The following is a 12698-nucleotide window of genomic DNA, read 5'->3' on the forward strand; positions in this document are numbered from 1 at the left end:
CCGGAGCGTCAGCGGAGGGGCACACTGGGTGGTGGTGCCCCACTCATCTGAGCGCAGGACCGTCGGCCCCGACGGACCCTCGCCTACCGCGTCCCGGACGGAGGGCGGCGAGGCCCCCACCGTTCCGATGCGGCGCGCGCACCGTACGAGCCGAAGCCCCGGCCAGCAGGCGCCGACCCCCTCATCCGCAGAGCGGTTCCCGGCGTCGGAAAGGAGGGACGTGGACCTCGCCACGGCCGTCCGCCAAGCTCCTCCGTCGCCCATACCGACCGCCGACGACCCCGCGCCCGCCGACCCCGACGTCCCGACCGACCGCACGGACCCCGCCAACCACGAAGTCTCCGCCGACCCCTCCCTCGACGCCCCCGCCGACCACGCTGCCCGCCGACCCGTGGCCGACCACGGTGCCCCGGCCGACGACGCCGACGCCCCCGCCGGCCTCGACGTCCCCGCCGACCAGGCGGACCCCGCCGACGTCGAAGTCCCGGCCGACCAGGCCGATCCGCCGCAGCCCGCGCTGGACGAGGGCGCCGGCCCCTCCGCCGACCTGTTCCGGCAGTACCTCCGCGAGATCGGCCGCATCCCGCTGCTCACCGCCGTCGACGAGGTCGACCTCGCCAGGCAGGTCGAGGCCGGGCTCTTCGCCGAGGAGTTCCTCAACTCCCACCCCAGCCTCCCGGACGACGGCCTCGCCGACGACCTCGACCGTCTGGTCGTCATCGGCCGGATCGCCAAGCGGCGCCTCATCGAGGCCAACCTGCGCCTGGTCGTCTCGGTCGCCAAGCGCTACGTGGGCCGTGGCCTGACCATGCTGGACCTGGTCCAGGAGGGCAACCTCGGGCTGATCCGGGCGGTGGAGAAGTTCGACTACGCGCGCGGCTACAAGTTCTCCACCTACGCCACCTGGTGGATCCGTCAGGCGATGAGCCGCGCCCTGGCCGACCAGGCCCGCACCATCCGGGTCCCGGTCCACGTGGTGGAGCTGATCAACCGGGTGGTCCGGGTGCAGCGGCGGCTGCTGCAGGAGCGCGGCTACGAGCCCTCCGCGGCCGAGGTCGCGGCGGTGCTGGAGCTGCCGCCGGAGCGGGTCACCGAGGTGCTCCGGCTGGCCCAGGAGCCGGTGTCGCTGCACGCCCCGGTGGGCGAGGAGGACGACGTCGCCCTCGGCGACCTGATCGAGGACGGCGACGCGGCCTCCCCGGTGGAGTCCGCCGCGTTCATGCTGCTGCGCCAGCATCTGGAGGTGGTGCTGTCCACGCTGGGCGAGCGCGAACGCCGGGTGGTGCAGCTGCGCTACGGCCTGGTCGACGGCCGTCCGCGCACGCTGGAGGAGATCGGCAGGCTGTTCGGCGTCACCCGCGAACGGATCCGCCAGATCGAGTCCAAGACCCTCAACAAGCTCCGCGACCACGCCTTCGCCGACCAGCTCCGCGGCTACCTGGACTGAGGGCGGCCGGACTGACGCCGGCCGGACCGGGGCTGACTGGACCGGGACGGCGCCGGGCGGCCGACGGTGTCACCGGCCGAGCTCGGGGTGGGTCTGGTCGCGGACCGCCGCGTACTGCTCCCGGATCGCGCCGCCGATCGCCAGGTCGTCGCCGGGGTCGACGGTGACCGCGTCGGGCAGCGCCCACTGCGGCGGTTCCACCGTCCCGGCCAGCGACCAGGCGGCCTGCCGGGCCGCACCGCGGGCGGCGTAGTCGCCCGGCGGCGGAATCACCACCGGAACGCCCAGCACCAGCGGGGCGATGCTCTGCACAGCGGCGAGCCGGGACGCCGAGCCGGTCAGGAAGACCCGACGGACCGTCACCCCGCGCTGCCGCAGCACGTCCAGCGCGTCGGCGAGGTTGCACAGCACGCCCTCGACCGCGGCCCGGGCCAGGTGCTCCGGGCGCATCGCCTCGATCCGCAGGCCGGACAGGGTGCCGGCGGCCTGCGGCAGGTTCGGGGTGCGCTCGCCGTCCAGGTAGGGCAGCAGCACCAGCCCGTAGGCGCCGGGGGTGGACCGCAGTGCCAGCTCGCTGAGCCCCTCCGGGTCGGTGCGCAGGAGTTCCGCCGAGGCGCGCAGCACCCGGGCCGCGTTCAGCGTGCTGACCAGTGGGAGATGCCGGCCGGTCGCGTCCGCGAAGGCGGTGATCGTGCCGCTGGGGTCGATCAGGGCCTCGTCGTGCACGGCGTAGACGGTGCCGTTGCTGCCCAGCGACACCACGGCGTCGCCCGGGCCGAGGCCCAGACCGAGGGCGGTGGCCATGGTGGCGCCGGTCCCGGCCGAGATCAGCAGGCCCTCCGGGCTGTGTCCGGCGGCCTCGGACGGGCCGAGCACCTCCGGGACGGCCGGCTCGTGGCCCAGGGCGAGGGAGAGCAGGTTGCCGCGGTACTGGCCGGTGACCGGCGACCAGTAGCCGGTGCCGGAGGCGTCGCCCCGGTCGGTGGTCCTGCGGGCGGACTGGCCGAGCAGTTGCCAGACCAGCCAGTCGTGCGGGAGCAGGACCTCGGCGACCCGCTTGGCGGCCTGCGGCTCGTTCTCGGCCAGCCAGCGGAGCTTGGCGACGGTGCTGCCGGCGTGCGGGACCCCGCCGACGGCCTCGGCCCAGGCGCCGGGACCGCCGAGCGCGGACACCAGCTGGGCCGCGGCCCGGGCGGCGCGCGGATCGTTGCGCAGCAGCGCGGGCCGGACCAGCACGCCGCCGGCGTCCAGGGCGAGCAGCCCCTGCTGCTGGGCGCTGACACCGATGGCGCGGACGCCTTCCAACATCCCGCCGTCGGCCGCCGCGCCCAGGGAGCGCAGCCAGGACTGCGGGTCGATCTCGGCGGTGGCGGTTCCGGTGCTCACCCCTGGGTGCGGCGCGCGGCTCTCCCGCAGCACCGCACCGGTGTCACCGTCGCAGACGATGATCTTCGTGTTCTGAGTGGAGCAGTCGATGCCAGCCGATATCGCCATGGCGAGATCATGCCTCACCTGGGCACCAACCGCTCCCCCCGGCAGGCGGATTGACCGTCGGCAGCCGCTCCACGGCTAGCGGCCGCCGCTGTCCCAGCTGTCGGCGGCGTTCGCGGCGGCCCGGTCGCGGAGGTAGGGGACCCGCTCGGTGACCGAGTCGGGCAGCCGGTCGCCGACCCGTCCGGCCACCGCGTCGGCGGCCTTGCAGGCGGCCGAACCCGCCGCCTGCTTGGCGTTGCGGGTCGCGGATTGGACCGCCGGGGTCTGCGCGATGTCACGTGCGGTCTTGCGGAGCTGTTCGTAGCGTTCGCGTCCGGCGCGGGTGCCCAGCACATAGCCGAGGGCCAGCCCCGCGAGGAAAGTGAGCTTGCGCACTTGTCGCCTCCACCTCTTGTCCCGCTGCCGCCGCTCCGCAGCCGCAGCGTGCTGCTCTCCTGCTGGGGAGCCTACGGGGAGCTCCGGCACGCTGCTGCCTGCCGCGCCGCGCCGCACCGGGCACGGACCCGCCCCCGCACCCCCATCCGTGCACGCCTACCCGTCCCACTGGCCGCTACACCCCGCGCCGGGGACATCGCGCCGGACAGGCACCGCGCCGGACAAGCAGGCACCGCGCCGAGCAGGCACCGTGCCGCGGTGGCCGGGGAGTATCGATTGGCGGACCACCCCCCTCGGTGCGCTAATGTATGACCCGCAGCGAACGCCGCCCCACGCTCGACGGAGCCGGGCCGGCGCAGCGGCACCTTCCCCCATAGCTCAATTGGCAGAGCAGCCGACTGTTAATCGGCAGGTTATTGGTTCGAGTCCAATTGGGGGAGCAGCCGGAAGCCAAACCGGCGCAGTGAACGATCCTCCATAGCTCAATTGGCAGAGCAGCCGACTGTTAATCGGCAGGTTATTGGTTCGAGTCCAATTGGAGGAGCTCAACCGTCAAGCCCGTCTCGGTCCGAGGCGGGTTCTTTGCTGTCCACGGGCCGGTTCTCTCTCACCGCCGACAGGCGCACAATGGTCGAACGGCATACCCGTGCGACCGCGCCCCGGTCGTCCGGCCAGCGCCTGGCCCGCCGGGGAGTGAGTACCGCGGGCGCCGGGAGGTTCATCATGCGCAAGGTTGCCGACTGCCGGGACCATCCGAGCGTCTCCGGCTGCACCCTCACCATCGCCGGCGAGGAGGAGGAGGTCGTCCGGGCCGCCTCCGAGCACGCCGTCTCGGTGCACGAGCACACGGACTCCCTGGAGCTCCGTCAGATGATCCGCGAGAGCCTCAAGAACGAGGAGGTTCCGCAGCACGCCTGACCGTGCGCCCCGGACCCGTCCATCAGGACGCACCGACCCACCCGCCCCGGTCCGTACGGAGAATCCCGTATGGCCCGGGGTTCGCCGTGCCTGCTGGAGTTGGGGGCGAAAGCAAGGCTGCGGCGGGGGACGAGACTGCGTTGAGGAGGTGGTTGCCATGGCCGAGGCCATGGACGAGGACAAGGTGATGGAGTTCCTGGGCCGGGTGGTGACCGACGCCGGGGCCGCGGTCGCGGGGCTGTGCACCTCGCTCGGCGACCGGCTGGGGCTGTACACGGCGATGGCCGGCGCCGGTCCGCTCACCGCGGCGCAGCTCGCCGAGAAGACCGGGCTGGTGGAGCGCTACCTCAGCGAGTGGCTGGCCGCCCAGGTGGCGGGGGAGTACGTGCTGTACGACCCGGAGATGGACGCCTACCTGCTGCCGGACGAGCACGCGGCCGTCCTGGCCGACCCCGCCGCACCCACCTACGCGGCCGGCTTCCTGACCATGATGCAGGCCCTCTACGGCAGCGAGGACGCGCTGATGGAGGCGTTCCGCACCGGTGCCGGCGTCGGCTGGGAGGAGCACAGCTCGGCGCTCTTCGCCGGTACCGCCAAGTTCTTCCGCCCCGGCTACACCGGCGCGCTGGTGTCGGAGTGGCTGCCGGCCATGAACGGCACGGTCGGCAAGCTGCAGCGCGGCGCCGAGGTGGCCGACGTCGGCTGCGGTTACGGCTACTCCACCATGCTGATGGCCGCGGCCTACCCCAACTCGCACTTCCACGGCTTCGACTTCCACCAGCCCTCGATCGAGGCCGCCCGGGAGATCGCGAAGGAGCAGGGGATGGCCGACCGGGTCGGCTTCGAGGTGGCCGGCGCCGAGAACTTCCCCGGCGACCACTACGACCTGATCACCTTCTTCGACTGCCTGCACGACATGGGCGACCCGGGCAGGGCCCTGGCCCACGCGCAGGAGACCCTGGCCGAGGACGGCAGCTGCATGATCGTCGAACCGAACGTCTCGGCGGACGTGCGGGAGAACATCAACCCCATCGGCCGCGCGGTGGTCTCCGCCTCGGTGGCCGTCTGCCTGCCCTCCGCGCTGGCCCAGCACGGACCGCAGTCGATGGGCAACCACGCGGGCGAGGACGCGATGCGGCACCTCGCCGACGAGGCCGGACTGCACCACTGGAAGCTCGCCGCCGAGAGCCCGGTCAACCGCGTGTACGCGGCCAGCCGCTAGCGCGGTCCCCGGGTCCGGGGTTGACCGGGCGGCCGGGGCGGGGCACGCTCCAAGGGTGGCTTCCCCGGTGGAGGCCGGACTGCGACGCATCCTGGCCGTCGTCGACCTCCTGCTCGACGCCGTCGACGAGGAGACGCTCCTCCCGGCGCTGTTCCCGCTGCTGCTCCAGACCCTTCCCGGGGACCATCTCGTCTGGTCGGCGCGCACTCCGGGCGGTCGCTGCCCGGTGACCCTGCCCGCCGGGCTGTTCGGTCCGGACGACCTGGGCCGCTTCTACGTCAACGCACCGGCGGACCCGCTGTTCCGGCACAACGACACCGGCAGCGGGGTACCGCTGCGCCGTTCCGACCTGCAGTCCCGCACCGAGTACCACCGGCTCGCCACCTACGCGGAGGTGCTGCGGCCGGTCGGCGCGGAGTACCAGCTGACGATGGCCTTCCCGGCCGGCCACGTCAGGGCCGGCCGGCGCACGGTATGCCTGGTGGTGAACCGGAGCGGCAGCGACTTCTCCGACGCGGACGTGACCTCGGCGGCGCTGCTGCGCGCCCGGCTGAGCCATGCGCTGGACCGGCTCGCACCGCCGCTGTGCCTGCCGGCCGGGGTGACCGCGCGGGAGGCGGCGGTCCTGGACCTGCTCGCCCTGGGCCGCTCGGACCAGCAGATCGCCCGCCGCCTGGACGTGTCGGTGCGCACCGTGGACAAGCACCTGGAGCACGCCTACGCCAAACTCCGGGTCCACGGCCGGGTCGACGCCGCCAGACTGTGGCTCGCGGTCTCCAGCCCCGAACGACCGCGATAGCCCCGAACGACCGCGATAGCCCTGAACGATCGCGCTGGACCGAACGACCGCGCAGGTCCCGAACGGGCGGGACCGCCGCCCCGAATGCGCTCGGGCCCCTCATGACCTCGTAGGATGCGGCGGACCGGAAGTCGAGGAGGGGCCGTCGGATGACGCATGCTCAGGTGTACGAAGCGCTGGCGCGGCACGGCGGGGCGGGCGGGGCCGGAGCGCTGGTCGCCGGCGGGGTGCTGGTGCTGGTGTGCGTCCTCGGCGTCCTGGGCTACCGCGCGTCCGGCCGCCGCCGGGGCGATACCCGCCGTCCGGAGGACCGCGCCGCCCGGCCCGGGTCGACGCGTCCCCAGGGCCGCCCGGGCACCGGACCGGCGCGGGGCGCACCCTCGCGGCTGCCCGAGCCGCGCGAGATCTGGTGGGCCGAGGTCCCGTTCGAGGACGGGCCCGGCTCCAAGGACCGGCCCTGCCTGGTGCTGCGCCGGGGACCGCGCAGCGCCACCGTCCTCAAGATCACCAGCAAGCACCACACCGAACTCCCCGGCGTCCTGCCGCTGCCGCCCGGTACGGTCGGCGACCGCGACAAGCGCGCGAGCTGGCTGGAGACGGAGGAGTCCCGCGAGGTCCCGCTTGCCGACTTCCGCCGCAGGGTGGGCACGGTGGACGGCGGACTCTGGGCCCGGGTGCAGAAGGCACTGGCCTGAGGGCGGGGTGCGCGCCGCGCCGCGTTGGGCCATGTGGCGGGTCCGTCACCCGAGGCGCATGGTGAAGGAGTAACCGTCCGGGAGGAGACCCCGCAATGAGCGTGATCGACAAGGTCAAGGGCATGCTCAAGGGCCACGAGAGCCAGGCCCAGCAGTCGGTCGGCAAGGCCGGCGACATGATCGACGAGAAGACCGGCGGAAAGTACGCCGACAAGGTGGACATGGCGGAGAAGCAGGCCGAACAGCAGCTCGGCCTCGACCCGCAGCCCCCTGACGCCGGTCAGCAGCCCTGATCCGCAGAGTTCCCCGCTCAACCCGCACGGGGCAACCCCGTACGAGTGAAATGCGGCCCGCCGATGCACGCACCGGCGGGCCGTTCCTCTAACGTGTGTGCTGGTCAGCACGTGTGGGGCGGGTGGGACTCGAACCCACGACCAAGGGATTATGAGTCCCCTGCTCTAACCGGCTGAGCTACCGCCCCATCTCACTGGTCCTGCTGATCCGTCGAAACCATCAGCGTGACGGCGACCATGCGCACTGATCGTCGTACATCAGGACGAGCGGCCCACGAGTGCACCGCTCGCCGCAGCATAGCTGGTGAGACGCAGGCTCCGCGCGCGGGGTTCCCTCATCTGGATCTTTATCGAGCGTGGTCCCCGCCGGGGTCACCGCTGCCCGGCGCTGTCGGCCATGCGCCGCAGGAGGTCCCGCAGTTGGGTGCGCTCCTCCGGGCCCAGAGCGGCGAGCGGGGCCCGGGCGAAGTGCAGGGACTCGCGCAGTTCTGCGGAGGCGGCCTCGCCGGCCTCGGTGGCGGCCACCCGCTTGACCCGGCGGTCCTCGGGATCGGCCTGGCGGGCGACCAGTCCGCGTGCCTCCAGGCGGTCGACGATGCCCGTGATGTTGGAGGGCTCGCAGCTGAGCGTCTGGGCGATCTGGCGCATCGGCAGCGGGCCGCGCCGCAGCAGTGCGAGCACCTTGGCCTGGGCGCCGGTGAGCGAGCGGGCTGCGGCGGCCTCCTCGTACTCCTTGTGGAAGACCGAGACGAGGGTGGCCATCAGGTCGACCACCTCAAGGGTGAGGGGGTCCTGGGGTTGCGACATGCGACCAGGGTAGCTGAATATTTGACATAGTGAACCTTCAGGCGCAGAGTTACTTGAGATGGTCTTTGTTTGACTGCATCAATGAACGACTAGCTGAAGGAACATGTCATGGCTGAGCAGACCCTCCCCGCGACCGGCCGCGAGTGGCATCTGGTGAAGCGACCGGCCGGCTGGCCGGTGCCCGAGGACTTCGCGCTGGTGGAGGCCCCGGTGGCGGAGCCCGGGGAGGGGCAGATCGTCGTTCGCAACACCTTCCTGTCGGTCGACCCCTACATGCGTGGCCGGATGAACGACGTGAAGTCCTATGCGCCGCCGTTCGCGCTCGGCGCGGTCATGGACGGCGGAGCGGTCGGCCGCGTCGTCGCCTCGCGGGCCGAGGGCTTCGCGGTCGGCGACGCGGTGCTGCACGCCGCCGGCTGGCGCGAGTACGCGACCCTGGACGCGGCCAGGACGGTGAAGGTGGACGACTCGCTGCCGCTCCAGTCCTACCTCGGCGTGCTCGGGATGACCGGACTCACCGCTTATGCGGGCCTGCTGGACGTGGGCGGGTTCAAGGAGGGTGACGCGGTCTTCGTCTCCGGCGCTGCCGGTGCGGTGGGCAGCATGGTCGGCCAGATCGCCAAGCTGCGCGGCGCCTCGCTGGTGGTCGGCAGCGCCGGCTCGGCGGAGAAGGTCCGCAAGCTCACCGAGGAGTACGGCTTCGACGCGGCCTTCAACTACAAGGAGGGCCCGGTCGCCGAGCAGCTCGCCAAGGTGGCCCCGGACGGTGTCGACGTCTACTTCGACAACGTCGGCGGTGACCACCTGGAGGCCGCGATCGGGGCGCTGAAGCTGCACGGCCGCGCGGTGCTGTGCGGGGCCATCGCCCAGTACAACGACACCACCCCGCCGGTGGGCCCGCGCAACCTGGCCCTGGCCATCGGCAAGCGGCTGCGGCTGCAGGGCATGCTGGTCAGCGACCACTACGGGATGCAGCCGCAGTTCGTGGCCGAGGTCGGCGGCTGGCTGCGCGAGGGGAAGCTGGTGCACGAGGAGACCGTGGTGGACGGCTTCGAGCACAGCGTGGACGCCTTCCTGGGCATGCTGAAGGGGGCCAACACCGGCAAGATGCTGGTGGCGCTGGGCAGCTGACGCCGTGTGACCACGGCAGGGCGGCGGCCGGGAGCGGCCGGAGGCGCAGGAAGGACGCGCGCCGCCGGTGCTGACGGTCCGACAGTCCGGTGATCTGACCGGACTGGTGATCCGACAAGCGCACGCATCCCACCCTCCGGGGTGGGATGCGCGTGCTTTCGGGTGGTTCCGATGGACGGTCACCCACGCGGGCCCGCCGCGCGGTACCGTTTCCTCAATCTTTCAACCGGCTGCCGTAGCAGTGGTTGAAGCGATCAACTGAGACTGCCTGTGGTCACGAAGAGTCAGTTTCTGTCCGTTTTGTTGAGATTGTCGATTCAGTAGCGTTTACAGAAAGTCACGTCGGGTACCCATTCCGTTGTGACGAACTGACACCAGGAGCTTGCGGACGTGGCATCGAGGTCGCTGGGGAAGGCGCCCCTCGCACCACACTGGAGGTCCCGGTGACGACTCGTGGAGTTCTCTACCTGCACTCCGCGCCGCGCGCGCTGTGCCCGCACGTCGAGTGGGCGGCGGCCGGCGTGCTCGGCGTGCGTGTCAGCCTCGACTGGATCCGCCAGCCGGTCGCGCCCGGGACCTGGCGCGCCGAGCTCTCCTGGCAGGGTGAGCCCGGCGCCGCGTCCCGGCTCGCCTCCGCGCTGCGCGGCTGGCACCTGCTGCGCTTCGAGGTGACCTCGGAGCCCGTCGCGGGTGTCGAGGGCGAGCGCTACAGCAGCACCCCGGATCTCGGCATCTTCCATGCCGTCACCGGAGTGCATGGCGACATCCTGATCCCCGAGGACCGGCTCCGCGCCGCGCTGTTGCGGTCCCGGACCGGGGAGTGCGACCTGGAGGCCGAGATCAGCCGACTGCTGGGCAAGCCCTGGGACGACGAGCTGGAACCGTTCCGGCATGCCGGCGAGGGCGCCCCGGTCCGCTGGCTGCACCAGGTCGTCTGACCCCGCCCCGCCCGTCCGGCCTCGCCCGACCCGTCCGCGCCGCCTGATCCGCCGGACCCGCCCGATTCGCTTCGTCCACCGCGCCCCCGGACCCGCCCCTGTCGGCCGGTCCGGGGGCGCGTGTGTGATCTTTCACGCCTCGCCCGGTCCACGCGCGTCAACCTGTTCGCAGAATCGGCGGCTTGTCCGGGTATATCCCTGTCAGTGCTCGACCCCGGGCCCCATCCGTGCACAGGGCGCACCCAGGTTGACCCGCAATTATCCGATAATCGACACCTGCACTCCACTTGTCGGACGGTCAGATCACTTCCGCGTGAACGCGATGTTGCATCCACTCGCAGTGGTGGCACCAGGTCAATCAGTTCTCACCGACCTCTTGCGCAGCAATTCTCACCCCGTGTACACATCACCGTGGGACGTTCCGAACGAGCGTTCATCTGGCCTGTTCGGCCCCGTTGTCCTGACGGACCATCAACTCTGGAGTCGTCATTTCCGATAACCAGTCCACGCGTGGACGCCGCAACCGGATAGCCACGGCTGCGCTCGCCTCTATCGCCCTCGCGACCGGTGCGCTGACCCTCGCCTCGCCTTCCCAGGCGGCCCCGGTCACCCCGCAGGCGAAAATTCTTACCAACACCCGCCCCGCATGGGCCACCACCGCTGCAGACAAGGGCGCTGTCGCCCCCGCCACCGTGGTCAACGCCACCGTGTACCTGAACAGCCAGGACGCCGCAGGCCTCGCCGCCTACGCCAAGGCCGTCTCCACGGTCGGGAGCGCGTCCTACGGCAAGTTCCTCACCGCCGACCAGGCCGCCAAGCGCTTCCTGGCCACTCCGGCCCAGGTCCAGGCGGTCCACGGCTGGCTCACCTCGGCCGGTCTGACCATCACCAGCAGCAGCGCCCACGCAGTCTCGGTCAGCGGCAACCCGGCCGCGATCCAGCGTGCCTTCGGCACCGCGCTGCACCAGTACACGGTCAAGGGCCAGAAGGTGCACGCGCCGACGACCAACGTCGTCATCCCCGCCTCGGTCTCCTCGATCGTCATGGGCGTGGTCGGCCTGTCCTCGGCGACCCCCTCGGTCAAGCCGATGTCCATCTCGGTGAAGACCGCCGCCCAGGGCGAAGGCGCCGCGGTGGTCAAGAAGGGTCTGCCCACCGTGGCGACCTGCTCCGACTACTGGGGCCAGAAGACCGCCACCGGTGCGCCTCGCGGCTACACCGACAAGAGCACCTTCGACGAGTGCTCCTTCCAGCCCTCGCAGCTGCGCCAGGCCTACGGCATCACCAAGTCCGGCCTGACCGGCAAGGGTGCCACGGTCGCCATCGTCGACGCCTACGCGTCCTCGACCATGCTGGCGGACGCCAACAAGTTCTCCACCAGCCACGGTGACAAGGCCTTCCGGGCCGGTCAGTACACCGAGGTCGTCACCCCGGCGCAGTGGAACAGCCAGGCCGGCTGCGGTGGCCCGGCGGGCTGGGCGGGCGAGGAGTCGCTGGACGTCGAGATGGTGCACGGGCTCGCCCCGGACGCCAACGTCGTCTACGTCGGCGCGAACTCCTGCAACGACAACGACCTGTCGGCCGCGCTGGCCAACATCGTCGACAAGCACCTCGCGGACGTCGTCTCCAACTCCTGGGACGGCCTGATGCACACCACCAGCGGGGACGAGCCGGCCGCGACGATCGCCGCGTACGAGCAGATCTTCCAGCAGGGTGCGGCCGAGGGCATCGGCTTCGACTTCTCCGCGGGCGACTGCGGCGACAACTCGCCCGGTGCGGCGGCGACCGGGGCCAACTGCGACCCGACCTCCACCCGCGCGCAGGCCGGCTACCCGTCCGCCGACCCGTGGGCGACCAGCGTCGGCGGCACCGCGCTCGGCATCAAGGACAAGAAGGGTGACTACGGTTTCGAGACCGACATGGGCACCCTGCGCTCCGCGCTGACGCCGGACGAGAAGGGCTGGACGCCTCTGCCCGGTCACTTCTACTTCGGTGGTGGCGGCGGCACCAGCGAGGACTTCGCCCAGCCGTGGTACCAGGGGACGGTCGTGCCCAGCGCGCTGTCGCACACCCTGATGACCGGCGCGCCGAGCAAGACCGCGCAGCGCGTCACCCCGGACGTCGCCATGAACGGTGACCTCTACACCTCGGTCCTGGTCGGCATGTCCGACGGCTCGCCCTACAGCGAGGGTGGCTACGGCGGCACCAGCGTCTCGGCGCCGGAGTTCTCCGCGGTCCAGGCCGACGGCATCCAGGCCCGCCACGGCCGTCCGATCGGCTTCGCCAACCCGGAGATCTACTTCAAGGCCGGCAGCAAGTCGTTCACCGACGTCGTCAACAAGGCGTCCGTGCTGGGTCAGCCCCCGCTGAACGCGGTCGCCGACTTCGGCGTCATCTCCGGCTCGCTCCGGGTCCGCCTGGTCGCCTTCGGCCAGGACTACGGCCTGACGGCGACCAAGGGCTACGACGACGCCACCGGTGTCGGCTCGCCCACCGAGCAGTACCTGAAGTCGCTCGCCAACAGCTGACGCCTCCTGGCGCCGGCTGATCGCGGACAGGGCCCGGCGGGAACGTTTCCC

12 protein-coding genes and 3 tRNA genes are annotated in these 12698 nt (G+C 71.7%); 11 read left to right on the top strand and 4 right to left on the bottom strand.

From position 1 onward, the window contains the following. The first annotated feature begins 220 nt into the window (after nucleotides 1-220). Complete coding sequence (locus tag ABH925_RS14020; protein WP_370147828.1) at nucleotides 221-1447, top strand: RNA polymerase sigma factor; 1227 nt, start codon at nucleotides 221-223, stop codon at nucleotides 1445-1447. Between the two features lie 69 nt (nucleotides 1448-1516). On the opposite strand, the gene ABH925_RS14025 is transcribed toward ABH925_RS14020, so the two are convergent. Both ABH925_RS14025 and ABH925_RS14030 read right to left on the bottom strand, forming a co-directional pair. Further along, nucleotides 1517-2941 carry an FGGY family carbohydrate kinase gene (locus ABH925_RS14025; RefSeq protein ID WP_370147829.1) on the bottom strand — a complete coding sequence of 475 codons (1425 nt, stop codon included), beginning with the start codon at nucleotides 2939-2941 and terminating at the stop codon, nucleotides 1517-1519. A 75-nt stretch (nucleotides 2942-3016) separates the two neighbouring features. Next, nucleotides 3017-3316 carry a YtxH domain-containing protein gene (locus ABH925_RS14030; protein ID WP_370147830.1) on the bottom strand — a complete coding sequence of 100 codons (300 nt, stop codon included), beginning with the start codon at nucleotides 3314-3316 and terminating at the stop codon, nucleotides 3017-3019. Between the two features lie 367 nt (nucleotides 3317-3683). Here ABH925_RS14030 and ABH925_RS14035 point away from each other — a divergent pair. From ABH925_RS14035 to ABH925_RS14065, 7 genes are all read left to right on the top strand, one after another. Beyond that, nucleotides 3684-3756 (top strand) — tRNA-Asn (locus ABH925_RS14035). 31 nt (nucleotides 3757-3787) lie between these two features. After that, nucleotides 3788-3860 (top strand) — tRNA-Asn (locus tag ABH925_RS14040). Between the two features lie 179 nt (nucleotides 3861-4039). Continuing rightward, a complete protein-coding gene (locus ABH925_RS14045; protein ID WP_370147832.1) occupies nucleotides 4040-4234 on the top strand; it encodes a DUF1059 domain-containing protein in 195 nt (64 codons plus the stop codon). Between the two features lie 157 nt (nucleotides 4235-4391). Continuing rightward, entirely contained in the window at nucleotides 4392-5456 is a 1065-nt protein-coding gene (locus ABH925_RS14050) for a class I SAM-dependent methyltransferase (RefSeq protein ID WP_370147833.1), read from the top strand. A gap of 55 nt (nucleotides 5457-5511) precedes the next feature. Continuing rightward, entirely contained in the window at nucleotides 5512-6255 is a 744-nt protein-coding gene (locus ABH925_RS14055; RefSeq protein ID WP_370147834.1) for a response regulator transcription factor, read from the top strand. A gap of 149 nt (nucleotides 6256-6404) precedes the next feature. Next, complete coding sequence (locus ABH925_RS14060; protein WP_370147835.1) at nucleotides 6405-6950, top strand: type II toxin-antitoxin system PemK/MazF family toxin; 546 nt, start codon at nucleotides 6405-6407, stop codon at nucleotides 6948-6950. Nucleotides 6951-7045: 95 nt separating this feature from the next. Further along, nucleotides 7046-7243, top strand: a complete 198-nt coding sequence (locus ABH925_RS14065) for an antitoxin (protein ID WP_370147836.1) — start codon at nucleotides 7046-7048, stop codon at nucleotides 7241-7243. A 114-nt stretch (nucleotides 7244-7357) separates the two neighbouring features. Here the strand turns inward: ABH925_RS14065 and ABH925_RS14070 are convergent. Both ABH925_RS14070 and ABH925_RS14075 read right to left on the bottom strand, forming a co-directional pair. Next, nucleotides 7358-7431, bottom strand: a tRNA-Ile gene (locus tag ABH925_RS14070). A 184-nt stretch (nucleotides 7432-7615) separates the two neighbouring features. Next, complete coding sequence (locus ABH925_RS14075) at nucleotides 7616-8050, bottom strand: MarR family winged helix-turn-helix transcriptional regulator (protein ID WP_370147837.1); 435 nt, start codon at nucleotides 8048-8050, stop codon at nucleotides 7616-7618. 108 nt (nucleotides 8051-8158) lie between these two features. Here ABH925_RS14075 and ABH925_RS14080 point away from each other — a divergent pair, with 108 nt between their 5' ends. The 3 genes from ABH925_RS14080 (at nucleotide 8159) to ABH925_RS14090 (ending at nucleotide 12647) form a co-directional block, all read left to right on the top strand. Then, nucleotides 8159-9181, top strand: a complete 1023-nt coding sequence (locus ABH925_RS14080) for an NADP-dependent oxidoreductase (RefSeq protein WP_370147838.1) — start codon at nucleotides 8159-8161, stop codon at nucleotides 9179-9181. 443 nt (nucleotides 9182-9624) lie between these two features. Next, the gene (locus tag ABH925_RS14085; protein WP_370147839.1) at nucleotides 9625-10119 is read left to right on the top strand and encodes a DUF3145 domain-containing protein; all 495 of its coding nucleotides are present in this window, start codon (nucleotides 9625-9627) and stop codon (nucleotides 10117-10119) included. Between the two features lie 623 nt (nucleotides 10120-10742). Next, on the top strand, nucleotides 10743-12647 hold the full coding sequence (locus ABH925_RS14090) for a protease pro-enzyme activation domain-containing protein (RefSeq protein WP_370147942.1): 1905 nt from the start codon (nucleotides 10743-10745) through the stop codon (nucleotides 12645-12647). The last annotated feature ends 51 nt before the right edge of the window (nucleotides 12648-12698 follow it).

The sequence above is a fragment of the Streptacidiphilus sp. EB129 genome (genome assembly GCF_041262645.1).
GTDB lineage: Bacteria > Actinomycetota > Actinomycetes > Streptomycetales > Streptomycetaceae > Streptacidiphilus.

What these genes read in the sequence shown, in the direction of transcription:
- ABH925_RS14025 (WP_370147829.1), bottom strand. Translation starts at nt 2,941, where the DNA reads ATGGCGATATCGGCTGGCATCGACTGCTCCACTCAGAACACGAAGATC.
- ABH925_RS14045 (WP_370147832.1), top strand. Translation starts at nt 4,040, where the DNA reads ATGCGCAAGGTTGCCGACTGCCGGGACCATCCGAGCGTCTCCGGCTGC.
- ABH925_RS14050 (WP_370147833.1), top strand. Translation starts at nt 4,392, where the DNA reads ATGGCCGAGGCCATGGACGAGGACAAGGTGATGGAGTTCCTGGGCCGG.
- ABH925_RS14060 (WP_370147835.1), top strand. Translation starts at nt 6,405, where the DNA reads ATGACGCATGCTCAGGTGTACGAAGCGCTGGCGCGGCACGGCGGGGCG.
- ABH925_RS14065 (WP_370147836.1), top strand. Translation starts at nt 7,046, where the DNA reads ATGAGCGTGATCGACAAGGTCAAGGGCATGCTCAAGGGCCACGAGAGC.
- ABH925_RS14075 (WP_370147837.1), bottom strand. Translation starts at nt 8,050, where the DNA reads ATGTCGCAACCCCAGGACCCCCTCACCCTTGAGGTGGTCGACCTGATG.
- ABH925_RS14080 (WP_370147838.1), top strand. Translation starts at nt 8,159, where the DNA reads ATGGCTGAGCAGACCCTCCCCGCGACCGGCCGCGAGTGGCATCTGGTG.